The 23,215-nt window shown below is 70.6% G+C and carries 23 protein-coding genes; 12 read left to right on the forward strand and 11 right to left on the reverse strand.

The features are described from left to right. Positions 1 to 20 precede the first annotated feature (20 nt). The 4 genes from ACW9TB_RS12745 to ACW9TB_RS12760 form a co-directional block, all read right to left on the reverse strand. Positions 21 to 2,807, reverse strand: coding sequence for a PEP/pyruvate-binding domain-containing protein (locus tag ACW9TB_RS12745; RefSeq protein WP_472748181.1), 2,787 nt, complete (start codon positions 2,805 to 2,807; stop codon positions 21 to 23). Beyond that, the gene (locus ACW9TB_RS12750) at positions 2,776 to 3,261 is read right to left on the reverse strand and encodes a MarR family winged helix-turn-helix transcriptional regulator (protein WP_472748182.1); all 486 of its coding nucleotides are present in this window, start codon (positions 3,259 to 3,261) and stop codon (positions 2,776 to 2,778) included. Before ACW9TB_RS12750 ends, ACW9TB_RS12745 begins: the two co-directional genes overlap by 32 nt. 218 nt (positions 3,262 to 3,479) lie before the next feature. Beyond that, positions 3,480 to 4,184, reverse strand: coding sequence for a hypothetical protein (locus ACW9TB_RS12755; RefSeq protein ID WP_472748183.1), 705 nt, complete (start codon positions 4,182 to 4,184; stop codon positions 3,480 to 3,482). A gap of 15 nt (positions 4,185 to 4,199) precedes the next feature. After that, the gene (locus tag ACW9TB_RS12760; protein WP_472748184.1) at positions 4,200 to 4,451 is read right to left on the reverse strand and encodes a hypothetical protein; all 252 of its coding nucleotides are present in this window, start codon (positions 4,449 to 4,451) and stop codon (positions 4,200 to 4,202) included. Positions 4,452 to 4,596: 145 nt separating this feature from the next. Between ACW9TB_RS12760 and ACW9TB_RS12765 the strand changes: the two genes are divergently transcribed. Then, positions 4,597 to 5,835, forward strand: a complete 1,239-nt coding sequence (locus ACW9TB_RS12765; RefSeq protein WP_472748185.1) for an NAD(P)/FAD-dependent oxidoreductase — start codon at positions 4,597 to 4,599, stop codon at positions 5,833 to 5,835. 138 nt (positions 5,836 to 5,973) lie between these two features. Then, positions 5,974 to 6,552, forward strand: a complete 579-nt coding sequence (locus tag ACW9TB_RS12770; protein WP_472748186.1) for a GNAT family N-acetyltransferase — start codon at positions 5,974 to 5,976, stop codon at positions 6,550 to 6,552. Positions 6,553 to 6,721: 169 nt separating this feature from the next. Here the strand turns inward: ACW9TB_RS12770 and ACW9TB_RS12775 are convergent, their stop codons facing one another. Further along, complete coding sequence (locus ACW9TB_RS12775) at positions 6,722 to 8,332, reverse strand: hypothetical protein (RefSeq protein ID WP_472748187.1); 1,611 nt, start codon at positions 8,330 to 8,332, stop codon at positions 6,722 to 6,724. Positions 8,333 to 8,662: 330 nt separating this feature from the next. Between ACW9TB_RS12775 and ACW9TB_RS12780 the strand changes: the two genes are divergently transcribed. Beyond that, a complete protein-coding gene (locus ACW9TB_RS12780; protein ID WP_472748188.1) occupies positions 8,663 to 9,271 on the forward strand; it encodes an ATP-binding protein in 609 nt (202 codons plus the stop codon). Positions 9,272 to 9,463: 192 nt separating this feature from the next. Here the strand turns inward: ACW9TB_RS12780 and ACW9TB_RS12785 are convergent, their stop codons facing one another. Beyond that, on the reverse strand, positions 9,464 to 9,871 hold the full coding sequence (locus ACW9TB_RS12785) for a hypothetical protein (protein ID WP_472748189.1): 408 nt from the start codon (positions 9,869 to 9,871) through the stop codon (positions 9,464 to 9,466). A gap of 62 nt (positions 9,872 to 9,933) precedes the next feature. On the opposite strand from ACW9TB_RS12785, the gene ACW9TB_RS12790 reads away from it, so the two are divergent. From ACW9TB_RS12790 to ACW9TB_RS12805, 4 genes are all read left to right on the forward strand, one after another. After that, positions 9,934 to 10,389, forward strand: coding sequence for a helix-turn-helix transcriptional regulator (locus ACW9TB_RS12790; protein ID WP_472748190.1), 456 nt, complete (start codon positions 9,934 to 9,936; stop codon positions 10,387 to 10,389). A 38-nt stretch (positions 10,390 to 10,427) separates the two neighbouring features. Next, positions 10,428 to 11,498: a hypothetical protein gene (locus ACW9TB_RS12795; protein ID WP_472748191.1), complete on the forward strand. Its 1,071-nt coding sequence runs from the start codon at positions 10,428 to 10,430 to the stop codon at positions 11,496 to 11,498. Between the two features lie 348 nt (positions 11,499 to 11,846). Beyond that, the gene (locus ACW9TB_RS12800) at positions 11,847 to 12,356 is read left to right on the forward strand and encodes a GbsR/MarR family transcriptional regulator (protein WP_472748192.1); all 510 of its coding nucleotides are present in this window, start codon (positions 11,847 to 11,849) and stop codon (positions 12,354 to 12,356) included. Positions 12,357 to 12,521: 165 nt separating this feature from the next. After that, positions 12,522 to 13,394: a serine hydrolase domain-containing protein gene (locus tag ACW9TB_RS12805; RefSeq protein ID WP_472748193.1), complete on the forward strand. Its 873-nt coding sequence runs from the start codon at positions 12,522 to 12,524 to the stop codon at positions 13,392 to 13,394. A gap of 48 nt (positions 13,395 to 13,442) precedes the next feature. On the opposite strand, the gene ACW9TB_RS12810 is transcribed toward ACW9TB_RS12805, so the two are convergent. Further along, a complete protein-coding gene (locus ACW9TB_RS12810; RefSeq protein ID WP_472748194.1) occupies positions 13,443 to 16,700 on the reverse strand; it encodes a tetratricopeptide repeat protein in 3,258 nt (1,085 codons plus the stop codon). Between the two features lie 121 nt (positions 16,701 to 16,821). Between ACW9TB_RS12810 and ACW9TB_RS12815 the strand changes: the two genes are divergently transcribed. Beyond that, a complete protein-coding gene (locus tag ACW9TB_RS12815; RefSeq protein ID WP_472748195.1) occupies positions 16,822 to 17,142 on the forward strand; it encodes a hypothetical protein in 321 nt (106 codons plus the stop codon). Between the two features lie 202 nt (positions 17,143 to 17,344). Beyond that, entirely contained in the window at positions 17,345 to 18,664 is a 1,320-nt protein-coding gene (locus ACW9TB_RS12820) for a hypothetical protein (protein WP_472748196.1), read from the forward strand. 110 nt (positions 18,665 to 18,774) lie between these two features. Here the strand turns inward: ACW9TB_RS12820 and ACW9TB_RS12825 are convergent, their stop codons facing one another. Next, the gene (locus ACW9TB_RS12825) at positions 18,775 to 19,161 is read right to left on the reverse strand and encodes a tautomerase family protein (protein ID WP_472748197.1); all 387 of its coding nucleotides are present in this window, start codon (positions 19,159 to 19,161) and stop codon (positions 18,775 to 18,777) included. Positions 19,162 to 19,223: 62 nt separating this feature from the next. Between ACW9TB_RS12825 and ACW9TB_RS12830 the strand changes: the two genes are divergently transcribed. Both ACW9TB_RS12830 and ACW9TB_RS12835 read left to right on the forward strand, forming a co-directional pair. After that, on the forward strand, positions 19,224 to 19,691 hold the full coding sequence (locus ACW9TB_RS12830; RefSeq protein WP_472748198.1) for a MarR family winged helix-turn-helix transcriptional regulator: 468 nt from the start codon (positions 19,224 to 19,226) through the stop codon (positions 19,689 to 19,691). Between the two features lie 80 nt (positions 19,692 to 19,771). Then, the gene (locus tag ACW9TB_RS12835) at positions 19,772 to 20,011 is read left to right on the forward strand and encodes a hypothetical protein (RefSeq protein ID WP_472748199.1); all 240 of its coding nucleotides are present in this window, start codon (positions 19,772 to 19,774) and stop codon (positions 20,009 to 20,011) included. A gap of 158 nt (positions 20,012 to 20,169) precedes the next feature. On the opposite strand, the gene ACW9TB_RS12840 is transcribed toward ACW9TB_RS12835, so the two are convergent. The 3 genes from ACW9TB_RS12840 to ACW9TB_RS12850 are packed head-to-tail and all read right to left on the reverse strand — an operon-like array spanning position 20,170 to position 22,128. Continuing rightward, the gene (locus ACW9TB_RS12840) at positions 20,170 to 21,375 is read right to left on the reverse strand and encodes a hypothetical protein (RefSeq protein WP_472748200.1); all 1,206 of its coding nucleotides are present in this window, start codon (positions 21,373 to 21,375) and stop codon (positions 20,170 to 20,172) included. After that, the gene (locus ACW9TB_RS12845; protein ID WP_472748201.1) at positions 21,372 to 21,707 is read right to left on the reverse strand and encodes a hypothetical protein; all 336 of its coding nucleotides are present in this window, start codon (positions 21,705 to 21,707) and stop codon (positions 21,372 to 21,374) included. The genes ACW9TB_RS12840 and ACW9TB_RS12845 overlap by 4 nt, the downstream gene beginning before the upstream one ends. Before the next feature lie 52 nt (positions 21,708 to 21,759). Further along, positions 21,760 to 22,128 carry a YbaB/EbfC family nucleoid-associated protein gene (locus ACW9TB_RS12850; protein ID WP_472748202.1) on the reverse strand — a complete coding sequence of 123 codons (369 nt, stop codon included), beginning with the start codon at positions 22,126 to 22,128 and terminating at the stop codon, positions 21,760 to 21,762. Positions 22,129 to 22,482: 354 nt separating this feature from the next. Here ACW9TB_RS12850 and ACW9TB_RS12855 point away from each other — a divergent pair, with 354 nt between their 5' ends. Then, positions 22,483 to 22,911 (forward strand): group II truncated hemoglobin, encoded by a 429-nt coding sequence (locus ACW9TB_RS12855; protein WP_472748203.1) that lies wholly within the window; start codon positions 22,483 to 22,485, stop codon positions 22,909 to 22,911. The last annotated feature ends 304 nt before the right edge of the window (positions 22,912 to 23,215 follow it).

Below are 23,215 nucleotides of genomic sequence, written 5' to 3' on the forward strand. Positions count from 1 at the left end.
CGTGAACGAGCCGCGCCCGGTCAGGTGGCGGTGACGACGCCGGAGGCGCCGTCAACGGTGATCTTCTGGCCGGTGACGATGTGCTCGGTCGCCCCGCTCACGCCCACCACCGCCGGGATCCCGTACTCGCGGGCCACCACGGCGCCGTGGGAGTTGGCGCCGCCCATCTCCATCACCAGGCCGCCCGCCGTGAGGAACAGCGGTGTCCAGCCGGGGTCGGTGGAGGGGCAGACCAGGATCTCCCCGGGCTCCAGGTGCGCGCCGACCGGGTCGAGGACGACCCTGGCGACGCCGGTGACGGTGCCCGCCGAGGCGGGGGTGCCGGTCAGCGCCCCGTCCACCGGCGCCCGTACGGAGACGGCCTCCGGTTCGGTGCCGTCCGACAGCAGGACACGGGGGACGTGCCTGCGGCGCAGCTCGCGGGCGGTCTCCTCGCGCCGCCGCGCCACCAGCTCCGCCAGCGCGGGCCGTACGGTCTCGCCGGACGGGGAGGTGACGGTTCGCGCCGGTGCGGGGGAGGTGACCGGCCCGGTGCCGGGCGCGCGACCGGGCGGGGCCGGAGCGGCGAGGGCCGCCCTGGCCTCGCGGAAGGTCAGGAAGAAGACGTCGTCGGCGTTCGCCAGCAGCCCGCGCGCCGCAAGCTCGGCGCCGACGGCCAGCAGTTCGGCCCGCATCGCGGCCAGGGCGGTCACCATGGCGTACTTGGGCATCTCGCGCAGGCCCGCCAGCGCCCGGGTCCTGCCGAGCGCGAAGCGGACGAACCATCCGCGAAGACCTCCGGCGCGCCCGCTCAACGTTTTGATCATGAGGGTCGCCTCGGCGGCGCCCCTGGCGAACAGGGCGTCGGGGGCGAGGGCCGGGTCCTCCAGCCGCAGGTAGTTGGCGAGGACGCCGATGATGTGGGTCGGGTCCTCCGACCAGCGCGGCAGCCCGAGGTCGATCTCGGCGACCGCCCTGACGCCGTAGACGGAGAGGAAGTCCGTCAGGCCCCTGCCCAGGACACCGGGGAGCGATCCGGCGCGGAAGCGCCCGGCCAGCTCGGTGGCGGGGGTGCCCAGCAGCAGGGAGGCGGCGTCGCGGTCCTCGCGGACGCGGGTGGCGAGCCGCCACAGCGCCAGGTCCATCTCGGTGGTCACGTTGTGCGGCAGCCCGCGCAGGACCGTCTGCAGCTCACCGGGCCTGGCCCGCTTCCCCAGCGCCCAGGCCGCCAGCCCGAGCATCGCGAACCCGGCCGCCGCCGCCGGAGCGATGATCGGCAGCAGCGGGAACACCTGGCGGCTCAGCACCCGTTCGACGTGGTCGAGACGCCGGGCCGGGGTGGAGCCCTCGGGCGCGGCCAGTTCCCTCCGGAGGCGCGCGTCCAGCAGCTCCACGTCCCGGTGCGCCGACGCGGGTTTGAGCAGGGCCCGTACGGCGCGCTGTGGAACGCGGAAGCGGGACGCGACCCTGACCGCCCGGCGCAGGGGCGGGCGCAGCGAGGGCTGGGTGACGCCGAACCGGGGATCGTCGAACAGGCCGCGCAGCACCTTCGCCGACCGGGCCTCCATCACGTCGAGCACCTTCGGGAAGGCCACGCGGCCCACCCTGCCGCGCATGAAGCCGGTGACGTCGAAGAACAGCCGCCCGCCCGACTCCGCGACGACGGGGGCCCCGGCCACCCGGTCGGCCACCGGGAGCCCCAGGATCTCGAACGCCGACGACGACAGCAGCCTGAAGGCCGACATGCCCATGGGGGTGATCGGCCGGTAGAGACCCTGGGCCAGGCTGAAGCAGAAGTAGACCCGCGTGCCGTCTTCTTCCCGCGCGCCCGTGCCGCCCGTGCCGCCCGGGTCTGCGGACGGCTCCGCGTGGTGGGGGATCGGATAGAGCGTGGTGATGGGACGCGACTGGGTCAGCCAGAGGACGCCGCCGGAGTCGATCGCCCACTCGGTGTCCTGGGGTGCCCCGTAGTGCCGCTCGACCCGGTCGCCGAGTTCGGCCAGCCTCTTGAGCTGCGCGTCGGTGACACAGACGCTCTCCGGGGAGCCGGTCGGGCTCGGCGCCTCGACGTGCTCGACGCCGCCGCCCGCCAGCGACCGCACGGCCAGCCGCTTGTCGCCGAGGCGGCGTTCGGTGATCTCGCCGGTGGCGGTGTCGACCACGAAGTGGTCGGGGTTGACCGCGCCGGAGACCACGGCCTCGCCGAGGCCGGGACTGGCGTCGATCACCGCCTCGCGCCGCCGCCCGGTGACCGGGTTGGCGGTGAACATCACCCCGGCCACCTCCGACTGGACCATCTCCTGGATGACCACCGCCAGGCGCACCGTGTCGTGGCCGATGCCGTTCGCGGCCCGGTAGGCGACGGCCCGGTCGGTCCAGAGCGAGGCCCAGCACCGCCGGACCGCGTCCAGCACGGCGTCGGCGCCGACCACGTTGAGGTAGGTGTCCTGCTGCCCGGCGAAGCTGGCGTGCGGCAGGTCCTCGGCGGTCGCGGAGGAGCGGACCGCGACGGGACCGGTCGCGCCGTTCCGCACGGCGTTCGCGATGTCGTCGGGGACCGGCGCGGTGAGCACGAGCTCGCGGGCCTTCGCGGCCAGCGCGTTCAGGGCGGGCACGTCCCCGGCGGCCGTCGTGGCGAGCGCCGCGAGCACGTCCTCCAGCCCGGCTCGCTCGGTGACCCTGCGGTAGGCCTCGGTGGTGACGCACAGACCGGGGGGAACGGGAAGCCCGGCGGCGGTGAGCACGCCGAGATTGGCGGCCTTGCCGCCGACCAGGGGCAGTATCTCCGCCCCGATGTCATCGAATTTCAGGATGAGCGGCTTCGACATGGGTGCGTCTCCTTGAGGCTTCGCCGAGAAGCGTCATGGCCCGGGTCACGAGCTCGCGTTCTTCGGCGGTCAGATGGGCCATGACTTCGAGCTGCGCGTCGGCCCGGACGCGCTCGAACGTGCGGAGGAAATCCGCTCCGGCGGGGGTGAGGGCGATCCGCCGCACCCGCCGGTCGCCGGAGTCCTCCCTGCGGTCGGCCAGCCCTCGCCGTACGAGCTGGTCGACCAGGCGGCTGGTGGCCGAGACGGACCGGCCGACGCGCCCGGCGAGTTCGCGGAGCGTCGGGGCGGCCGGGACGTCGAGGGTGTAGAGCGTGGCGATCTGGATCATGGAGGGCTCGTCGCCCTCGAACCCGCTCAGCAGATGGAGCAGCAGACCGGGGATCAGCGCCCGGCGGAGGTCGCCGATGTCATCGGCCATCCGGTCGCGCTCCGCGCCGTCCACGGGATCCATCGGGGCAACTCCTTGCACCACTGCAACCAATGCGTTGCCGCAACGGTAAGCCCGGGAAATCAGGAAGTCAACAAGTGATGAAATTCGCGTGCGGGTCCCGTGCTCGGCCCGGACATGCCGACGGCCACCTCGCGATCCCGGATGATCGCGAGGTGGCCGTCCCGTTCGGCCGGTGCGCGCGGACGAGCCTCGCCCGCGCGCCGCCGGAGGGTCACCCCCTAGTTGCCCCAGTCGAGCAGCCAGACCTGGCCGTTGGCGCCGTAGCGGTTCTTCTGCCACGGGTAGATCCGGGAGGAGCACACGCCGGTGAAACGGTTGTAGGCCGTGCAGAAACGCCATTTGTCGGTGACGTCCCAGACATTCCAGCCGACCCCGTACGCCTGGACGTTCTGGCAGCCCTCGTAGAGATAGGTGGAAAGGCTCGTGCTCCCGGTACAACTGGCCGAGGTGTACGTGACCCGGACGCCGTCACCGCACCAGGTGTGGTAGGCGCTTCCCTGGAGAGCGGGATATCCGTATGTCGTCGCGAGATACCAGCAGCCCGTCGCGAAATTGGCGGGACCGGTGTTTCCCGGCCGCTTCGCGGGAGGGAGGAGGTTGCTGGTGAACCTCCCCTGGTCCGTGTCGATGATGCTGGGAACCGTTTCCTTCTGGCGGGACATGTCGATGTATTTATCGAGTCCCTTTCCCCGAATCTCCGCGGCCGTCAGGGCGCGCACGGTGGGCTTGGGCGGCGGCGCCATCTCTTCTGGCTGGGGCGCGGGCTCCCACGACTGGAAGGTGGGTCCCTCGGGCTGGAGTACGGGCGGCGGGCTGTCCGGAACGCTTGGCGGCGCGGGAGAGAAGGCTCCGAGACTCAGCACGGCGGCCACCGCGAAGGCGCAGCTGACCGTGACTCGGGCAAATCGTCGCTTCAATGGCATACGGCATGCTCCTTATCAAAAAAGCGCGCCGTGGGCGGAGCTCATCGATATCCCCGTCAGCGGCGCGATCTTGATGGCCTGGAAAATATATCCGACCTCCTTTGGAGGGGAGTGGAATTCCGTTTCCGGCCGGGTAAACGAAAATTTCCCTGTCCTGTCATCCGAGAGTATTGAGTGTCTTCTCCGGTCTGTGGGAACGATGTCCTCGGCGGTTTCATGTGATTTTTCCATGTGTGGTGAGAGGGACGAGAAGGCTTTCTTCGTCATGTCGGCCACGATGTATTCCGGAATCGCGTCCCGCTCTGCTTCACCCGTGTTCCGGCCAGGCCAGGCCGGTTCGGGGAAGGTCGCACGGCCCGCCGGTTCCCGCGATCGTTGGAACCGGTACGGGAATCGGAGTAGGAAGGAACCTATGACTACCGAGCAGACGTTCGTCATCGTCGGAGCGGGCCTGGCGGGTGCCAAGGCGGCGGAGTCCCTGCGCGACGAGGGCTTCGAGGGCGGGATCACGCTGATCGGCGCCGAGACCGAGCCTCCCTACGAGCGGCCCCCGCTCTCGAAGGGATACCTGCTCGGCAAGGAGGAGAAGGCCAAGCTCTACGTCCACGACGAGGGCTGGTACACCGCCAACTCCGTGGAACCGCTCCTCGGGCGCCGCGCGACGGACCTCGACCGGGCCGCGCACCACGTGGACCTCGACGACGGGCGGCGCGTCCGGTACGACAAGCTGCTGCTCGCCCCCGGCTCCTCCCCGCGCCGCCTCGACGTGCCCGGCGCCGACCTGGACGGCGTGCACTACCTCCGCAGCCTCGGCGACTCGGAGCGGCTGCGCGAGGCCGTTCGCGGCGGCGGCAGGAGGGTGGTCGTCGTCGGCGCGGGCTGGATCGGGCTGGAGACCGCCGCCGCCGCCAGGGAGTACGGCTGCGAGGTGACCGTCGTCGAGCCGAGGGCGGTGCCGCTGCACGCCGCGCTCGGCCCCGAGCTGGGCGCCTTCTTCGCCGATGTGCACCGGCGCCACGGCGTCGACGTACGGCTCGGCCGCGAGGTGACCGGCCTCCTCGGCCCCGGGCACGTCCGCGCGGTCGCCACCCACGACGGCGAGGAGATCCCGGCCGACATCGTGATCGTCGGTATCGGCGTCAGCCCCGACACCGAACTCGCCGAGCGGGCGGGCCTGGCCGTGGACGACGGGATCCTCGTCGACGAGTCCCTCCGCACCGACGACCCCGACGTCTACGCCGCCGGTGACGTGGCCAACGCGTTCAACCCCCTGTACGGCACCCGCGTCCGCGTCGAGCACTGGGCCAACGCCCTCAACGGGGGAGCGGCGGCCGCCAAGGCCATGCTCGGCCAGAAGGTGGTCTACGACAGGCCCCCGTACTTCTTTACCGACCAGTACGACGTCGGCATGGAGTTCTCCGGCTGGTTCGCACCCGGCGGGTACGACTCCGTGGTCATCCGGGGGGACCTGGAGTCGGGGGCCTTCCACGCCTTCTGGCTCGCCGGGGGGCGCGTCGTGGCGGGCATGCACGTCAACCAGTGGGACGAGGGCATCGCACCGGCGCAGGAGCTGATCCGCGCGGGCGCGACCGTCGACCCCGGCCGGCTCGCCGACCTCTCCGTACCGCTGGCCGACCTCACGAAGAGCTGACCCGTCCCCTTCCTGAAAACCGCCCCTTCCACGAAAAGCCGTCCTCTCCGCAGGAACCGGAGCGGCTACCGCGCCCGTCCACGGGTAAGGAGCCCCCCGGAGGGGGGAGGACGGCAAGGCGGAGGCGAGGAGAAGGGCATGACCGACACGACCCCCATCGGCAAGCTGACCATAGAGACACACGGCCGCCGGGAGGCGCTCGCGCTGGCCGGGACGATCTGCGAGCTCTACGAGGCGGTGTTCTCACTGCCCCCGTTCAACGGGAACGCCGCGGAGTTCGCCAACCAGCGCTCCTACTTCCCCAGGCTGGTCGACCGGCCGGGGTTCCGGCTGACCACCGCGCGCTCCGGGCCGAAGGTCATCGGGTTCGGGTACGGATACCTGCTGCCGGCCGACACCCTCTGGTGGAGCAGGCTGGCGGAACCGGTCGGCGAGGAGTTCGCGGCCGAGACCGGGACCAGGACGTTCGCCGTCATCGACTACGGGGTGCTGGCCGAACGGCGGGGCGCCGGAGCCGGGCACCGGATCCACGACGAGCTGCTCTCGGGGTCCGGGGCCGAGCGGGCCACCCTCTCGGTGCAGCCCAAGGCCGTACGGACCCGGGAGGTCTACCGGAGGTGGGGATGGCGGAAGGTGTCCCACAAGCTGATGGACCCGCCGATCCCCGCCCCCGTCTTCGACGTCCTGGTGCTGGAGGAGATGCCCGGCGCACGCTGACCGACCGCGACGGGTGACATCCGGCGCACTTTGATCCATCGCGACAGGTGACGCCCGGCGCGCGCTGGTCAAAGACCCCGAAGGGTGACGCCCGGTGCGTGCCGGTCAAAGACCGCGAAGGGTGACGTCCGGTGCGCGCCGGTCGAAGATCACGAAGGGCGGGAAGCCGTCAGGCGATGAGCTGGAAGGTGTGCAGCTTCTCGTCCAGGGCGGCGACCTGGCGGGTTCTCGCCCACGGATTCAGCGTCTCGCGGACCTCCACCACCGAGCGGGCCAGCCGCGGCGAGGTGTTCTTGCAGGTGAGGCGGGCGGCCTCGCCGATCTGCTCGCACGCCTCGTCGATGGAGCGCAGCCGCAGGTGCCCGCGCGCCAGATCCAGGCGGCTGAACGCCATGTTGCGGACGAACGCCGGATCGATCCTGGCCAGGGACCGGGAGGCCATCTCCACCGCGGTCTGGGCGTCGTCCATGTCCAGCAGGCACTTGGTCTTGGTCGACAGATACTGCCCGTCACCGTAGAAGTAGAGCAGCTTGGCCCCCACGTCGCCCTCGCCCGCGTGCCCCAGCTCGCGGCGGGCCTGGTCGAGGCTGGTCATGCACCGGGCGTGGTCCCTGTGGCGGTCGCTCTTGGCCGACCGGCGCAACACCGCCGAGTAGGCGCGGGCCCCCACGTCACACGCGTACGACACCAGCAGCTTGCTGTTGGCGCGCTGCCCCCAGGCCAGTGCCCCCAGCGCGTGCTCGACGCCCTGCCTGGGGTCGCCCCGCCAGGTCGCCAGCTGCGACCAGTTGGCCAGGACGAAGCTGTTCATCGCGTCGTCGTCGGCCTGGTGCGCGGCTAACTTGGCCTGCTCGTAGTAGTGGTTCGCCCCGTTGAAGTCGTTGAGGTTGAACAGCACCCAGGCGGTGAACCGGCAGATGTTGGCCAGCAGCGACAGCAGCCGGTCACGCACCTCGTCGGTCGACGCGGCCGGGATCAGCGACCGCACCAGGTGGTGCTGGGCGAGCACGGTCCCCAGCACCGACTGGGGGCCGAGGGTGTCCTCCTGGCGCATGCAGTGGTGCAGCACGGCGTCGATGTGGTCGACGGTGGCCTCGTCCACCCGGGACGGTTCGGCGGCGATCAGGGCGAGCCGGTCGAGCTCGTCGTCGTTGAGCCGGGCCAGCAGCGGAGAGGCCGCCGCCGCCGCGGCGGCGGCCCTGATCAGGGCGAGGACGTCGCGCCGTTTCAAGGTCGCCGCCCACTGGGCGAGCGCCTGGACCAGGGCGTCGTACTCCTCGTCGCGCGAGGTCCCGAACGGCACGGGTCCCGTGGGCAGGGCGGGCAGGGCCGCCAGCACCCCCCGGAGGTCCCCGGGGCGGAGGCTGCCCGCCGCCCCGGCCGCCACCAGCTCCCGCCCCCGGGACCTGACGGCCGGTGTGTTGTGCTCGTCGGCATCGCGGTGATCTTCACCGTCGACCAGGTCGGCGGTGCGGCACTGGTAGATGCGTGCCAGCCGGTTGAGCCCGGCGATCGGCGGCTCGTTGCCGGTGGGGCCGGGCCACGCTTCCCACGACCCGAGTTTCCGGGTCGTCAGCGGCTCGTTCGGCCAGTACTCGTTCCATAGATGGCAGACCTTGGCTTGTGTCAGGCGATGCGCCTCGCGGAAGCCCTGGCGGGAGTTGAGGCGCCAGCGTCGCTTGAACTCAGCGGCGACCTCGGCCCACGTGAAACCACGTTCGCGAAGCTCAGCGCTGAAGGCGTCCATCTGCTGCTTGACGCTGCGCGGTGCACGTGGCATCGTCTCGGCCCCTCCCGGCGGGTTCTCCGGCGGCGATTCTTCGGGCCGAACGTTACCGGCCGATCACGTTCGGTGACCGTCGAGTGCGTAAACCGGCGACCAGATCACCGCTACTTGCACCGCCGTCGCTCTACGGGGCGAGATGACCTCCGAGAGTGACGAACAGACTCGGTGCCGTCGCCTGTTTCCAGCACGCTCCGTGCAGCAGGGTTGAGGACAACGCCGGAGCCGTGTCAGATCCGCGTGGTCTCACCGCTCGGGCGGGGGCGTCCCTCAATCCTGCGCCGGGGCGCGCGACCGTACCTCCGTTGAACTTCCCTGGAGCCACCAATGACCGTGCTCCCCGTCGAACGGCCGGGATCGATGCACTCACCGTTTCACCTTGACCTGGACGCCGCCGACCACCTGTTCCTGGACGCGAACGAACTTCGGCTGGCGGCGCAGCCGGCCGCCGCCTCCCAGGCGCGCGACTTCACGCGCGCGCAACTGCGGACATGGGGCCTGGAGGAGCTGTCCGACCTCTGCGTCCTGGTCGTCTCCGAGATGACCACCAACGCCATCAAGGCCACCGCCACCCCGCCCGTCCCGTACGGCTACGCCCGCCCGCCCGCTTCCGGCCATCCGCCCGGCCGCGCCCGCGCCGCCGGCCCGTTCCCGATCCTCCTGCGGCTCCGCCTCACCGCCGGTGACCTGTTCGCGGAGGTCTGGGACAGCTGTGACGGCGAGCCCGAGGTCGCCGAGGCGGAGGAGGACGACGAGAGCGGCCGGGGCCTGCGGCTCGTCGGCATGTGCACCGACGAGTGGGGCCACTACCCGGCACCGGACGGCGGAAAGGTCGTCTTCGGCCGCTGGGCCCTGCCGTCCGCCTGGCACATCCCGGCCGCGGTGTCCCCGAGACCGTACGCGTACTCCTCCCGGCGGCGCGCGGCGCGCGGGTGACCCCGTCCCGGGCGCCTTCTCCGGCCCGTCGTTTTGTCGGGAATCGTGAGGCCGGTGATTACGGTCCGTCGCGACGCTCGTCCCGCCACGGTCCGCCCGGACAGGGGTGAACCCCCCGGACCGGCTTCCGGCTTCCGGCTCCCGGGCGATGCGGGCCGGGCTTCCGGGCGATGACGGGCCGGTCGACGGGTCTCACCGGGAGGTGCCGACGCCTCGGGCTCCGAACCCGGCGGCCGGGATCGGGACGACCACGTGAATGACCGGCTCGCCGCCGGTGTCGCGGAGGGTGTAGCGGTAGTGCCCCTCCGCTCGGACGGCGCCCTCGGCGTCGAGATACTCCCAGCGCACCTTGACGTCGACGAGCCGTTCGGTGATCCGGGTCGTCTCACCGATCGTCGGGCGTATCCCGGTAAGACCCTGGGCGCGGTAGCGTTCGGCGGCTCCGTCGAAGGCGGTTCTCACATCGGCCGCGCCCCCGACGGCCTGCACGCCCTCGTCGCCGAGAATCAGGGAGGGATAGCCGTAACAGGCGGCGACACCGTCAAGGTCCCCCGCGCCGAGAGCGTCGGCGTACCGGAAAAGGAAGTCTTCGATCTCCATGACCCGACCCTAGGCTGGGGTGACCGACACGCCGGTGTCGGTCATGGCGAGAGGATCTCCCGATGCCGACGGCGCGGAACCGCTCCGCCGAATCCATGGACCAGCATCTGGTCCTGCGCCGGGTGGAGCGCCAGCACGCGCTCATCGAGGCACTCCGGGCCCGCGCCCCGCGCGCCACCACGGGCCACCTGCTCGCCGAACGGCTCGGCGTGGCCGTACGCACGATCGAACGCGACATCGCCCGGCTGCGGGAGGCCGGTGTGCCCATCACCGTGCGATCCGGCCCCGGCGGCGGCTACCGCCTCGACACGTCCTCCCGGCTCGCCCCGCTGTCCCTCACCCCCGGCGAGGCCGCCGCGCTGGTGGTCGCCCTGGCCGCCGTCGGCCCGTACGCCTCCGCCAGCGCCCGTTCCGCGATGGACAAACTCCTCGCGGCCCTCCACGCCACGGAAACGCCCCAGATGACGACCGTGCCTCCGGGGTCGCTGACGTCCGGGCTTCCCGACCGGCTGAAATAGAGTTTTCTCGTCCGGCTCGCGAAGGGCAGAATGCCGGGATGGATACGATCCTGCGGGCCGCGAGCGAAGTGGTGGGCGTCGAGCTGTCCGATCCGGTGGACCTCGGGGGCAACCCGCGCAGCGTGGTCCTGCGCTGCCGGACGGCTTCGGGCGGCAGCGTCGTCGTCAAGAAGTACGGCGCGGAGCGTGAGGGCCTGCGCGCCTTCACCGCGGAGGCGGCCGGGCTCTCGATGCGGCTGGCCGGTCCCGAGCTGCTGGGTGTGGACGCCTCGGTCCCGCTGCTGGTGATGGAGGACCTCGGAACCGCGCCGACACTCGCGGACGTACTGCTCGGTGACGATCCGCAGGCCGCCCTGGACGGCCTGTCGGCCTGGGCGCGCGGGCTCGGACAGCTGTCCGCCGCGTCGGTGCGCCGGCGTGCCGACCTGGCCTCCCTGTCGGCCCGGTACGGTCTGGGCGTGCCGTCCTGGGACGAGGAGCCGTGGACCCTGGAGTACGCGGCCGGATTCCCCTCGGCGCTCGCCGGGAACGGAATCGAGGCGCCGCCGGAGCTGGCCGGGGAGCTGGAACGGATCGCGAAGACGGGCGCGGACGAATACCTCGCCTTCACCCCCGGCGACACCTGCCCGGACAACAACCTGCTCACCCCGGACGGCCTGCGGCTGATCGACTTCGAGTCGGCCTGCTACCAGCCGGTCTTCATGACGGCCGCGTACTGCCGGATGCCCTTCGCCACCTGCTGGTGCGTCTTCACCCTGCCCGCCGGGCTGGCGGAGAGGATCGAGGAGACGTACCGCGCGGAGGTCGTCGAGGCGTACCCGGAACTGGCCGAGGACGAGATCTGGCAGCCGGGGGTCCGCCGGGCGATCGCGCTCTGGACGGTGTACATGACGACCACCCTGCTCCCGCGTACGGCGACGGACGGGCCGACGCACAGGACCCGGCGTCCCGTCCCCACGCTGCGGCAGCTGCTGAGGCACCGCTGGGAGATGGCGAGCACCCTGGAGGAGTTCCCGGCCTTCGCGGAGACGATGCGCCTGCTGCTCCGGGAGGTGGCCGGCGACTGGGACGTCCCCCCACTACCGGGCTACCCCGCCTTCGGCGGCTGAGAATCCGGCGGGACAGGGCCGGTTGAGCATGGACCGGCAGTTCCGGTGGGGCGGATCGCTCCGCTTGCCGGATGGACGAGTCGCCGGACGGCACGAGACGAGGCGGGGCCGGGGTGAGACTGAGACCGGGCTGACCTGGACCGATCGCACTCGCGTCGGCTCGCCCTGGCCCTCCACAGATCCGAGGTGACAGGTCGGCCGCGCCTCCGGGGTGGCAAGCCGGGTCGTATCTCGGGGCATGTCGGCCGCATCTTTGAGGTGGCGAGCCGGTCTCTGGGGTGACAGGCCAACTGCATCGCAAATGTCGGAGATTTGCGTTATTTCGGTTATGTGGGTAATGTCGGTGACATGGATTACGAGGCCGAGCTTGCCTACGCCGACGAGGTCGGCCGTCATTTCGCGCGGCAGAACGGCCTGCCCCCGATGACCGGCCGGGTGGCCGGGTGGCTCCTCATCTGCGACCCGCCGCAGCAGACCATCGCGGAGCTCGGCGAGGCGCTGCGGGCCAGCCGCACCGCCGTCAGCAGCGCCGTCTCCATGCTTGAGGAGTGGTCCTGGATCCAGCGCTCACGCGCCGCCGGTGAACGGGTGGATCGCGTCAGCCTCCACCCCGCGATCTGGCTGAGGATGGTCGACAAGCCCTCCGAGTACACCTCGCTCGGCGCGCTCACGCGCCAGGGTCTCAAGGTGCTGGACGAGGCGCCCCCGGCCCGGCGGGCGCGTCTCCTGGAGGGTGCCGCCTTCGCCGAGTTCCTCGTCGAGCGGATGCCCGCGCTCGCGGCCGAGTGGCGCGAGCGCCGCGACGCCCTGCGCGCCTCCGGCGAACTACCCGGCGACACAGGGACGAGCAGGTCCTAACCCGGCGACACCGGAACGAGCCTGTCCCGGCCCATCGCGGTCGGGACGAGTTCGTCCTGGCCTGACGCCACCGGACCGTCCGCGAGGTCGGTCCCCCTCAACCCGAGCCCCATTACCGCGAAGCCGCGAAGCCTCAAGACTGCGAAGCCGCAAGGCCGCGAAGCCGTGAAACCGCGAGGCCGTCTCCCGAAGACGGTTCCCTCCTTCGGCGAAGTCCATTGGCCCGTCCCCAAGGGCGGTTCCATCCTTTCCGGCCGGTGCCCCGGTGGCACCGGTGTCGTCGGCACGCCCCGGCACGCCGTCCCCCTCCGAACGGCCTGGGACCTGATGCCGCGCTCCGCAGGGCCGTACGGCAGGGTCATCATCTCCGCGGGCGACGTCGCCCGCTTCGCGCGGGCGCACCTGGACGGCGGCGTCGCCCCCGACGGCACCCGGGTCCTGTCCGCCGGTGCCGCCGAGGAGATGCGGCGGCGCGTGGTCGACAGCCCGGACAAGTGGACCGTCGGCGCCGACGGCTGGGGCCTCGGCTGGACCCTGTACGACTGGGACGGCGTCCCCGGCTACGGTCACGACGGCGCCGCGATCGGCCAGTACTCCTACCTGCGCGTCGTTCCGGGGGCGAGGGTGGCCGTCGTCCTGCTGGCCAACGGCGGCGGCACCGGCGGGCTGTACGCCGACCTGTTCGGGGAACTGCTGGACGAGCTGGCCGGGGTGCGCATGCCGGGCGCCTTCGGACCGGTGGCGAACCCGCCCGCGGTGGACATGACGCGGCTGGTGGGCACCTACCGGCGCGAGGGCGTCGTCACCACCGTCACCCAGGACGCCGACGGCGCGCACATCCGGTACGAGTTCGTCGACGGCATGAAGGACTTCTCCCCGCCCCTGGAAATGGACCTGGTGCCGGTGTCGGAAACGGTGTTCGCCGCCTCCGGCGGTCCCGCCTTCGGAGGGGAGCACATCCCGGTGGTCTTCTCCACCCTGACCGACGGCACCGAGTGCGTGTACATCGGCATGCGCGTCACCCCCAAGGTCGCCTGAATCCCCGCCCGATGCCGTTCAACCCCGGCCGGGAATCCGGATGACCCGCTAGGCGCCCCCGCCGGTCCGTACCGTCCAGACGACGGCACCGGGAAGGTCCGGCGCCTTGCCGGCTTCGTCGTACTCGCCCGCGATGATGCTCTCCGCCTCGGCGTCTTCGAGCGCGCGGGCGAGCCACAGGGCGCGCTCGTACGGCGGGAGGGCATCGCGCGGGCGTAGGGCGGCGTTGTGGGCGCGGGCGTGGTTGAGACAGGCGAGGAGTTCGTGCCACTCGTGGCCGTCGTAGCGGAAGATCTGGGCGGCGTACTCGGCGGCCCGTCCGGCGCCGTCGTACTCGCCGATGGCCAAGAAGGCGTTACTGAGATCGAGGACGCTCAGCCCTTCGATGTGGCGGTCGCCGACCGCGCGCCAGATCGCGCCGCTGATGAGGTGGCAGCGGATCGCATCCTCGGCCAGCCCCATCTCCAGGTATTTCACGCCCATCAGATCCCTGAAGAGGGCATGGCGGCGCCTCAGCGGCCGGGCGGCGGCGCGCAGGAGGCGGCGCGTCCGCCCGGTCACGCTGAACTCTTTCGCGATCTTTCCGGCCTCGCCGGTGTCGCCCAGGGCGCGGTAGAGGTCGGCGGCCTCCCGCAGGGCCGTCTTCGACTCGTTGTGCCCGCCGGCCTCGCGCAAGGTGTGGCCGAGGTTGACGAGGGCGTCGGCGAGGGGGCGTCGGTCGTCGAGGTCGCGGCACAGGGTGACCTGCTCGTGGTGGACGGGGAGGGCCTCCTCGTAGCGCTTCAGGATGCTCAGGGCCAGGGCGAGGGTGTTCAGGGCGATCTGTTCGCCCTGACGGTCACCGGTCTCCCGGCAGATCCGCAGCGCCTCGACGGCGGTGAGGGACGCGGTCTCGTAGAGGGAGTCGGCCTGCTGGACGGCGGAGAGGGTGGCGAGCGCGGAGCCCTCGGCGTACGCGTCGCCGAGACGGTGATGCAGCCGCGCCGCTCGCCCGAAGGCGGTCATGGCGGCGACCGGCCGGTCGAGGGAGAGTTCGAGGGGGCCGAGCATGGCCAGTGTCCGTGCCTCGTTACTCTCGTCGCCGACCGCGCCGAACCGATCGGCGGCCGTCCACAGGATCCGTGCCGCCTCCCCCTGCCGGTCCTGCCTGAGCCAGACCAGCCCGATGTTCGCCATCATCGCGGCCTCGTTGGACGGATCCCGCAGCGTCTCGTACAGCCGCGAGGCGACGTAATAGCCCTCGTACGCCTCAGTCAGTCGCCCGAGGGCGGCCTGCGTGTCGCCGTAGTGGGCCGCCACCTGGGCGGCCCGGTTCGCGTCGTCGAACTCCGCGAGAAGCTCCAGATTCCGTTCGTGGACCTCGGCCGCCTCCCGCAGTCTGCCCTGCGCCCGCAGGGCCAGCCCGACGGTGAGCAGCGCCTCGGTTTCCATGTAGCGGGCGTCGGCCCTGCGCTGGCGATCCGCCGCGTCACGCGCGTACCTCTCCGCCTCGACCGGCAGCTCGGCGTCGAGCAGGGCGTTGGCGAGGTTGTTCAGGGCGATGCCCGCGTTCTCCGGGTCGTCGAGTTCGTCGAAGTCGGTCACCACCTCGTGCAGCACGGCGATGGCCTCCTCGCGTCGTCCGAGGTCGCGGAGCACGCTGCCCAGATTGCCGCGTGCCTGCGCCAGCCCGCGCGCGTTGCCCGCGGCCTCGAACACCTCGGCGGCCTCGCGGCAGGCGGCGATGGCCTCCTCGCCCCGGCCGAGGCGTCGCAGCACGCCACCGAGGTTGGTCAGCATGATCGCCTCGGTGTCCCGGTCACCGCGCTCCCTGGTGATCGCGAGGCCCTGCTCGTACGCGTCCAGCGCCTCGTCGAGCAGACCCGTCTCGCGGTAGGCGATCCCCAGGTTGTTCAGGGCGATCGCCTCGCGCTTGCGGTCCCGGAGAAGACGCGTGGCGTCCAGACCGGTCAGGCACACGTCGATCCAGTCGTGGTGGCGCGCGCGCAGCGAGAGGTAGGTACCGAGGTTGGTCGGCAGCTGCTGGAGGAGCTCGGGCGGAACGGCGTGGACGGCCGCGAGCAGGCTGACCCGTTCGGAATCCATCCAGGACAGAGCCGACGCCCGGTCGGGGAAGCGGCTCTCGGCGGTGAGACTGGGTTCGAGGTGGCTGAGGGCCGCGTCCACCGTGGATCGGTAGTGGTCCATCAGGAGGGCGAGCGCCTCACCCGGATCCTCGGTGCGCTCGGCGGCGTAGAGGCGGACGAGGTCGTGCATGCGCCAGCGGTCCTCGTCCCGGTCGACCAGGTGCGCCCTGGCGAGGCTCTCAAGCACCCGCCGCGCCCCGGGAAGGTCGAGCCCGCCGAGCACGGCGACCGTCTCGGCCGACGTGTCCGGCCCGGGGATGACGGGCAGGAGCGTGAAGACGGCGGCCTGCTCGGTGGACAGGTGCAGGAAGGACAGGTCGAACGCGGCCCTGATCGTGGCCTCGCCGTACTCGAGCTCCGCCAGCCGCGCCTGCTCCAGGTCATCGGCGAGGGCCGCGAGCGGCCGGCCGGGATCGTCGGCGAGCAGCGCCGCGACGATCCGCAGGGCCAGCGGTAACCCGGCGCACAGCTCCGCGACGCGACGCGCGTCCATGAAATGGTCCGCGCACCGGGCGTCCTCCGGGCGCAGTACGGCGAGTGCCCGCGCCAGCAGGAGCGCGCCGTCCGACTCGTCCAGGGCGGCGAGGTGGACGGTCCGCGCGTCGAGCAGGCCGAGGGAGTGACGGGAGGTGACGATCGCACAACCGGTTCCCTCCGGTGGCAGCAACGGGACCACGTCGGCCGCCGTCCTGGCGTTGTCGACCAGGATGAGCAGGCCACCGTTCTCCTTGGCCAGCGCGGTGAGCACGGACCGGTAGAGCCGTTCCCGATCCTGCGTCGCGGGCGGTACGTGCTCGCCGGGAATGCCGAGGGCCCGCAGCCACCCGTCCAGGACCCGCGCGGGCGCCACCCGCCGGACCTCGTCGTAGCCGTGCAGGTCGGCGAACAGCACCCCGCCCTGGAACGAATCGCCGTCCAGCATCCGGCGAGCGGCGTGGATGGCGAGCGCGGTCTTGCCGACCCCGGCCAGCCCCGATACGACCGTCGTGACGGCGCCGGAGCGCAGCCGATCCAGCAGGACGCCCAGCTCGTTCGCGCGTCCCGTGAACGCGTCCGTCCCCTGGGGGAGGCCCGACAGCGCGGGCGTGACGGCGGTCGGCAACAGAACGCGGATGTCCCGCCCCTGAATCACCGTGCCGAAGAAGGCGCCGCCACTGATCTCGTTCTGGATCGAATCCATCAATGGTCATTGTCCGGCGCGTACGGCGACGCCCACAACTTTGATTAACCCCGACTTTTTGGTCCTGTTCGTGTATTCGCGATGACTTTCCCGCCCCGGTTCCGCGCGCGATGATGTGGACATGTCGTCGCGCATCGCAAAATGGGGCGGATGCGCCCTCGCCTTAACGGCGGCCATCGGGCTGGGCGTCTACTTGAGCCAGGTGGGACTGGACAAGGCCGACCAGCTCTCCAGTGTGCTCGGCATGTTCGCCGGGCTGGCTGGGCTGGGGCTGGCGATCGCCGGTTTCGTCACCGGCCGCCGTGATTCCACGTCCGTATCCGCCACGCCGCGCGGGGAGGTACGGAACGAGATAAGCGGCGGCACCTTCCACGGACCCGTCATGCAGGGCCACGATTTCAAACTGACCGGCAGGCCCGAAGCCGACGACGAAATACCGTGACCACCGGCGGTCATCCACGGATTGACCGCTTCGCGGCTCGGCTCTGGGCCCGTTACTTGATCCGGCCCGCCGTCGCCCAGGCGAAGTGCGAAGTGGGCGGAGGCACACTCGCCGTTCAGAGCGTGATCGTGGCCGTGTCCCCGGTGAGCGGGGTGACGGTGAGGGGGCCCGGTGGCGGCTCCGGCGGCAATAGGATCGGCGGATGATCAAGCCGCCCTCCGCAGCTCGCCGGACACCGCGCCCGGAAACGCGTCCGGCGCGCCGCGCGCTGCGGTGGTCACGTCGGCTGGTCGCCGTCGCGGTCAGTGTCTGCGCGCTGCTGGGCGCGGTACGACTCGTCGTACCCGCCACCTCGGGCACGACCGGCGAGCCGCCCGGGGTCCGGCGGCAGCTGACGTTCCTGCGCGCGGCGCTCGACGGGGGAGCAGGCGACCAGGCGCAGAGCCTTTTCCCCGAGGGCTACTTCTTCCTGCACGCGTTGTACGGCCTGAGCTGGGTCGAGCTCGGCATGCGCGCACCGGACGGCGAGCGGTCGGTGGCGCTGCGGGAGGCGCGCTGGGCGCTGGCCCGGCTGGAGTCGCCGCCTGGCCGTGCCCCGTTCAGCCCGGACCTCACCCCGTCGTACGGCGTCTTCTACCGTGGCTGGACCAACTGGCTGCGCGGCGGGACGCTCGCCCTGCAACCCTCCGCGCGACGCGACCCGGCCGAGCTGCGCCGGTTCGCCGACGACTCCGCCGCGCTCGCCAAGGCGTTCGACACCTCGGCGTCGCCCTATCTCGCGGCCTACCCCGGGCAGGCGTGGCCGGTCGACTCGACCGTGGCCATGGCGTCGCTGCGGCTGCACGACACGCTGCTGCCTCCCCGGTTCGCAGGCACCGCCGACCGATGGCTCCAGGCGGTACGCCAACGGCTCGATCCCCGCACCGGCCTGCTCCCGCACGAGGCCGACCCCGGCACCGGCGCCCCGGCCGAGGTGGCCAGGGGCAGCTCGCAGAGCCTCGGCCAGCGCTTCCTCGTCGAGATCGACCCGGCCTTCGCCGCCGACCAGTACCGGCGCTTCCGTGACCGCTACGTCGTCTCCCCGCTCGGCCTCGGACCGGCCGTACGCGAGTATCCCGTCGGCATGGACGGCCCGGCCGACGTCGACTCCGGCCCGCTCCCGCTCGGCGTGAGCCTGTCGGCGACCGCGGTCGCCCTCGGCACGGCCCAGGTCCACGGCGACACCCCGCTCGCCGGGGCACTGGCGAACTACGGCGAACTGGCCGGCCTGCCGATCGACACCCCCTGGACCAAGCGGTACGCCTTCGGCCTCCTCCCCATCGGCGACGCGTTCCTGGCCTGGTCGAAGACCGCCCGCCCCTGGGTGGCGCCCTCCCTCTCCCCGCCACCGGCGGACATCTCACCCTGGTGGCGCACCCCGCTGCTGGTGTCGCTGCTCGTCATCGGCGCCGCTCCCTGGCTGCCCGCCCTGGTACGGCGCCACCGGGGCCGTCGCCCCCGTCCCGGACCGGCGGCCGTGTGAGACCGGCCCGGAGATCGGAGCGAGACTCGCGTGAACTCCCGAGGCGCTGCCGTGGAGCACGCGTCCGGCGAACCGGCGAAGTCCGACCACCTCGATGTGCGAGAACGGGACTAGCCGTCGACGATCACACCTCCGATCGCGGTGCGACCGGCCGGGGTCGCGACGAGCTCGACCGCGATGGTGTCGCGCAGGTGCGCTCCGAGGACGTCGGCGGTGGCGTCGGTGACGGTTCGTACGAGCCTGGCGATGAGCTCGCCGCTGTCCGGGCGGGTGAACGCCGCCTCGCGGATACCGAACAGGATCGCGGGAGGGGCCTCGTCGACCGGCTTGCCGCGCAGGCCCCACCGTCCGGCGGGTACGCCGTCGAGATGGATGACCGCGACGTCGCGCGCCCACTCGCCGTACACGGCGACCACCGCGTCGGTCAGCGCGGCGATGAGGGCCGACTCGTTGCCCGCGAGCTGCGGTTCCAGGACTCGCACGGTCAGGTGTGGCATCGTGGACCTCTCGTTTGCCGTCAAATTAGCTTTGTATATAAAGGTAATCGGTGAGGTGCCAGATGGTCAACGACGCGGACGGCATGACGACCCAGCAGGCGGTGCGGTCCATGCTGCTGCTGATGCCCAGGCTCGTCGGGCGGGCCAAGCGGCTGCCCGTCCCGGAGCCGCTGCGGACGCTCGACCTCGCACCCCGCCACCTGTCGCTGCTCGCCTACCTGCAGTACGACGGTCCTCTCACGGTGAACGGGCTGGCGGAGCGACTGGAGGTCGCTCCGACGACCGTCAGCCTCATGGTGGGCGACCTGTCCCGCCGAGGTGTCCTGACGCGGGAGGAGGACGACGCCGACCGGCGACGGCGGGTCGTCGCGATCGCGCCGGAGTACGCCGAGGCGATCCACGAGTGGCTGGCGGGCAGCGCGCTGACGTGGGCCGAGGTCCTGTCCGACCTCACCCCGGCCGAACGCGCCACGATCGTACGGACGATGCGCGCCTACGAGACCGCCCTGGGCGAGCGGATGCGCACCTGAGGCGAAAGTGCCCGCGCCGACACGGTGACGCGTCGCGAGAAGCGGCACCCGGATGCTCCCGGCGGCAGGATCCTCGGTCGATGAACGGCCTGGCCGACGTCGGCTCCGGCCCGCTCCCGCTGGGCGTGAGCCTGTCGGCGACCGCGGTCGCCTTCGGCACGGCCCAGGTCTACGGCGACGCCCCACTCGCCGAAGCCCTGGCGAACTACTTTCATGAGCAGATCGCTGAGGCTGAGCCGCGACGAGGCCGGTTTGAAGACCGGAGTGAGACCGGCGATTCGATCAGCGGCGGAGCCCGCAAGGTCAAGGACCCGCGATGAGACCGGTCCGGAGGCCGGGGGAAAACCTCGCTGCGCAGTCCCCGTTCGCGGAAGAACCGCCGCCCTCACCCTAGGGACAAAAAGGGCAACCGATCACGACGGGCTGACCCCTGACGAATCGAGGCGGATCAAGCGCGAAGGGCCGCCCCGGACGCCACTCAGCTGTAAAGCACGTCGAGGATCCCTTCTACAAGAGAAACGTCGCGTCTTTTGCTGTACAGGTCGGTGTACTCGTGCGTGGGTCCAGAGAGTTTCGTCACAAAGTGCTGATAGGCGGCACTCTCGCCGATCTGCCGTTTCTCGTCTTCTGTCGGTGCCGGTTCACCGTCCCTTTCTCGACTGACCTCCGACTGTCGCACGGCATTGCCGTAAGCCTCTTCGTATGACTCCTGGACACCGCCACTCCATACCTCGGTTCCGCGAGCGGCCTCCAGTTGCTGGAACATCCGGGCGGCGTTTATTTCGCCTTGGGCCTCCTCCTTGATGCTGGCCCCAACATATTCATTTTTCTGCATCGTCAAGGGGTCGGGTGTGTATCGGTGACGCGCATGGTTGACTTCGTGAACGAATGTTCCTGCCATTTCCTCGGCAGTGAGTCCCTTGTCCGCGATGCGGATGAAGTCGAACAGCGCGTACTCACCCGCATTGTCCATATCCGTGTACGCGATGGGGACGTTGTGTGCACGAACCCAGGCGAGTGCCTCCCTGCCGATCTCGGTCTCGTTCAGCACCCTTTCGACTTCTTGCGCTTTTTGCGGATCAACGTCCCAGGCATTTTTGATCACCGAGACGAGCAGGGGAACCGATGTGTACGTAGCCGGTGCCGCCCAGGTGGCCCGCAAGATCGCTTGGGCGTTCTGGATGGCTTTTATCGCACTCCCCTGAATATTGCTCTCAATTTTCCGGAGGGCGGCTTGGAGCGCGCTGCGGACGCTCCCGGTTTGCCGTGCGGCGACGGCGGCGCCGATGGCCGGCCCGAGTTGGAGCGCTTGGTAGATAGAGACGAGCAAAATTATCAGCAGATATACGGAGACAAGCTTCCAGGCGGCCTTGTACACCACCAGAAAAACGTTTCCCGCGCCCGCGAGGACCGCGGCGGCGGTATTGTTCTCCAGTTGTTCCCGGGGACCGTCCGCGGTGTTCCAGGCACCCTCGAACGCATCGACCTCCTCTCCCGAGTTGCCGGCCGCCCGTACCCGCCGAACAGCGGAGTCCGCCTCGGTGGCGAGTCGTCGCGTCTCGGTGGCGAGGTCCGTCCAGTCTCGCGCGGCCTGGAGCCTCTCCGTCTCGTCCATCGGCCATGGGGCGTCTTCGCGAACCAGACCGCGGACCGACTCCAGCTCGGCCGGGAGTGCCTTACTCACGAGCGTTCCTCCCCCGCACCCAGACCGCGCGCCGCGTCCACGCCCGCCTGCTCGGCGGCGCCATAGTTCTTGGTGTTCTCGTTCAACGTGACGGCGAAGTCGTGAAGGCGACGCACGGTGGAATCGTAGGCGTCCAGTGCCAGGCCGACCAGTTCGGCCGATTCCCTGTCGAAATCGGCTCCGGGGCGACCGTCGCTCCCTTCTCCTTTTCCCCCACCCGATGTCCGGTACCTCAGATGGGCTACGGCGCGATCGATACGGTCGGCCGCCTCCGAGATCTCGGAGGCCGATGCCAGGCGGCCTTCCGGAACGACCCGCAACATGTCTTTCATGTGTTCGCCGCCATTTCGCTGCCGAGGTCACTCTCGTGCCCGTGCGATGTGTTCATGCGGTCGGGCGCATCAGCTGGTCCAGCTTTCTGGACAGCTCGTTGGCGACGGCCAGTGTTTCGCTCAGGTCGCCCCGTACACTCATCGTGATGTCCTTCAAAGTGTTTTGGAGCTCGGGCATGCTCTGTTCCATGGCCTTTGGTATGGCCTCTGCCATCTGCGCGTCGACCGCGGACCGCGCTTCGCCGAACGCGTGCCTGATGGCCGTGGCCAGTTCCTCCGACGCCAGGCGCATCGCTCTCGGTTCGATCAGCAGATCGGCCATTTCCCCGACCCCGTTGATCTCCACTTTGACCAAGCCGTTTGCCGCGGTACCGGTTCCTCGTATGGCCGAGAACCGGTCGAATATCTCCTCCTGGTCCATAGGATCATCCTCCATACGATAGCTTTTGCGCTTTCACTTCGTATCCGTTCATTCTCTGCCCCGTTTGCCGAAAACGCCTGTTGCGGATTCGGAGGACTCATTTCACGCTGGACGACTTCCGTGTCGATCTTGGTGTCGTGAGAGTTCAGTGAGAGTTCACTTTTCCGTCATCCGTTGAAAAACGTGCAGCGTACGCTTTCCCCGCCGGACCTTCCTGGCCGCCTCGTCGCCCGCCGGAGCGGCCGCAAAGGCGCCGGACCGGGCGACCGCCTCCGACATACTGAGCCGATCATAAGTTTTGGTACGTGTTGAGTGGCGCTGAGAGATCGAGTTTTGGCAGGCGCAAGCGGGAGAATGGCCAGAAAAGATCGCAGAGCGACGTTCGAGGAGAAGATCTTCGCCCTTCGGTTGCTGGAGGGGGCATGTCACCGGATCGGGTGGCCGAGGTGCTGGGGGTGGGTGCTCGGGAAGACCGAGCCGACGCTGTTCGAGTGGGCGGGCGGCGCGGCGGCGTTCGAGCGGCTGACCGAGACGTTCTACGGCCACGTACGCGAGGACGAGGTGATCGGCCCGCTGTTCGCGCACATGGACCCGGGCCATCCGCGACACGTCGCGCTGTGGCTGGCGGAGGTCTTCGGCGGCCCCGACCGCTACACCCGCGAGCGCGGAGGGTACGCGCACATGCTTTCCCAGCATCTGGGCAGGCACCTCACCGAGCGACAGCGTCGCAGGTGGGTGAGCCTGCTGATGGACGCGGCCGACGAGGTGGGGCTTATAGTCTAGGCTCCGCGCCGAACGACGCGAAACCACAGGCGGGCGCGACGGACTTGCTGGTCGCTGAGGGCTTGGGCGGCCTGGCCGACCCGGACGGACCCGCAATGAGACCGGGCCGAAGACCGGAGTGAAACGTGTCTACTCCCCAGCCGTAGGGGCGCACCCCTCCGCCGCCGCAATGAGACCGGCCCAGAGGCCGGAGTGAAACTCCCCCGCCCACAACGAGCCGAGCCTGGCCTTGAGGGCCGCAATGAGACCGGTCCGGAGACCGGAGTGAAACGCCCGCATCCTCCGCGACCGGCCCACCACGGAC

It is taken from the genome of Streptosporangium sp. H13245, from assembly GCF_055690525.1.

Excerpts from the sequence above, each read along its gene's own strand:
- ACW9TB_RS12835 (WP_472748199.1), top strand. The coding sequence starts at position 19,772 with ATGAACGGCCTGGCCGACGTCGGCTCCGGCCCGCTCCCGCTGGGCGTG.
- ACW9TB_RS12800 (WP_472748192.1), top strand. The coding sequence starts at position 11,847 with ATGGATTACGAGGCCGAGCTTGCCTACGCCGACGAGGTCGGCCGTCAT.
- ACW9TB_RS12815 (WP_472748195.1), top strand. The coding sequence starts at position 16,822 with ATGTCGTCGCGCATCGCAAAATGGGGCGGATGCGCCCTCGCCTTAACG.
- ACW9TB_RS12765 (WP_472748185.1), top strand. The coding sequence starts at position 4,597 with ATGACTACCGAGCAGACGTTCGTCATCGTCGGAGCGGGCCTGGCGGGT.
- ACW9TB_RS12825 (WP_472748197.1), bottom strand. The coding sequence starts at position 19,161 with ATGCCACACCTGACCGTGCGAGTCCTGGAACCGCAGCTCGCGGGCAAC.
- ACW9TB_RS12820 (WP_472748196.1), top strand. The coding sequence starts at position 17,345 with ATGATCAAGCCGCCCTCCGCAGCTCGCCGGACACCGCGCCCGGAAACG.
- ACW9TB_RS12845 (WP_472748201.1), bottom strand. The coding sequence starts at position 21,707 with ATGAAAGACATGTTGCGGGTCGTTCCGGAAGGCCGCCTGGCATCGGCC.
- ACW9TB_RS12850 (WP_472748202.1), bottom strand. The coding sequence starts at position 22,128 with ATGGACCAGGAGGAGATATTCGACCGGTTCTCGGCCATACGAGGAACC.
- ACW9TB_RS12790 (WP_472748190.1), top strand. The coding sequence starts at position 9,934 with ATGCCGACGGCGCGGAACCGCTCCGCCGAATCCATGGACCAGCATCTG.
- ACW9TB_RS12770 (WP_472748186.1), top strand. The coding sequence starts at position 5,974 with ATGACCGACACGACCCCCATCGGCAAGCTGACCATAGAGACACACGGC.
- ACW9TB_RS12795 (WP_472748191.1), top strand. The coding sequence starts at position 10,428 with ATGGATACGATCCTGCGGGCCGCGAGCGAAGTGGTGGGCGTCGAGCTG.
- ACW9TB_RS12780 (WP_472748188.1), top strand. The coding sequence starts at position 8,663 with ATGACCGTGCTCCCCGTCGAACGGCCGGGATCGATGCACTCACCGTTT.
- ACW9TB_RS12760 (WP_472748184.1), bottom strand. The coding sequence starts at position 4,451 with ATGACGAAGAAAGCCTTCTCGTCCCTCTCACCACACATGGAAAAATCA.
- ACW9TB_RS12830 (WP_472748198.1), top strand. The coding sequence starts at position 19,224 with ATGGTCAACGACGCGGACGGCATGACGACCCAGCAGGCGGTGCGGTCC.
- ACW9TB_RS12855 (WP_472748203.1), top strand. The coding sequence starts at position 22,483 with ATGGCCAGAAAAGATCGCAGAGCGACGTTCGAGGAGAAGATCTTCGCC.
- ACW9TB_RS12785 (WP_472748189.1), bottom strand. The coding sequence starts at position 9,871 with ATGGAGATCGAAGACTTCCTTTTCCGGTACGCCGACGCTCTCGGCGCG.
- ACW9TB_RS12810 (WP_472748194.1), bottom strand. The coding sequence starts at position 16,700 with ATGGATTCGATCCAGAACGAGATCAGTGGCGGCGCCTTCTTCGGCACG.
- ACW9TB_RS12775 (WP_472748187.1), bottom strand. The coding sequence starts at position 8,332 with ATGCCACGTGCACCGCGCAGCGTCAAGCAGCAGATGGACGCCTTCAGC.
- ACW9TB_RS12755 (WP_472748183.1), bottom strand. The coding sequence starts at position 4,184 with ATGCCATTGAAGCGACGATTTGCCCGAGTCACGGTCAGCTGCGCCTTC.
- ACW9TB_RS12745 (WP_472748181.1), bottom strand. The coding sequence starts at position 2,807 with ATGTCGAAGCCGCTCATCCTGAAATTCGATGACATCGGGGCGGAGATA.
- ACW9TB_RS12750 (WP_472748182.1), bottom strand. The coding sequence starts at position 3,261 with ATGGATCCCGTGGACGGCGCGGAGCGCGACCGGATGGCCGATGACATC.